Genomic DNA, 746 nt, shown 5'->3' with positions numbered 1-746 from the left:
ACCTGCAGGAAAAGGCCGAACACGGTGATGACGGTAGTCAGTTGGTTACCTGCTACGAGCGCGACTATGCCGGTCGACTCGTAAGAAAAACTCTGCCCGACGGCAACCTGGTCGATTACGCCTACGACCGTCAGGGCAATCTCTTAAGCGTCGAAGACGGCCACTGGGCGTTGGCCTACGAGTACGACAGCCAAAACCGTCTCACCGCCGAACACCAAGGCTGGGGCACGCTGCGCTATAGCTACGACGCCTGCGGCCACTTGCAAAATCTACGTCTGCCGGACAACAACCGGGTGGTGTTCAACCACGATAAAGGCGGCCACCTAGCAACCGTCGAACTGAACGGTGAAACCCTTACCTCCCACCTGTTCAAAGCCGGCCAGGAACACCAGCGCCAACAAGGCCAACTGATCAGTCACTACCACTACGACGACCAGCAACGCCTGCACGCCCACGCCGTCACCCAACAGCAACACACGCTTTACCAACGCCACTACGACTACGACAAATCCGGCAACCTCACTCGCCTGCAAGACACCCACAAAGGCGAACACCACTACCACTACGACCCACTAAACCGCCTCACCCGCGCCGACCACTCCCAAGGCGAGCAAGAACGCTTTGCCTACGACCCGGCTGGCAACCTGCTCATGCAAAACCGCCCCGGCCCGGACATCGTGGCGGGCAATCGCCTGATGATCCAAGGCGACCACCACTACGACTATGACGCCTTCGGCAACCTCATT

The 746-nt window shown here is 59.1% G+C and carries 1 protein-coding gene; it reads left to right on the top strand.

Annotated elements, in window-relative coordinates:
- The coding region (locus ACP7EW_RS30815) for an RHS repeat domain-containing protein (protein WP_426221809.1) at positions 1–746 on the top strand (746 nt) is incomplete at both ends.

The organism is Pseudomonas sp. DWRC2-2, assembly GCF_049897885.1.
GTDB classification, from domain to species: domain Bacteria; phylum Pseudomonadota; class Gammaproteobacteria; order Pseudomonadales; family Pseudomonadaceae; genus Aquipseudomonas; species Aquipseudomonas azotoformans_A.
Note: the sequence above shows the minus strand (reverse complement) of the source record. Positions and strands in the feature narration are given on the sequence as shown.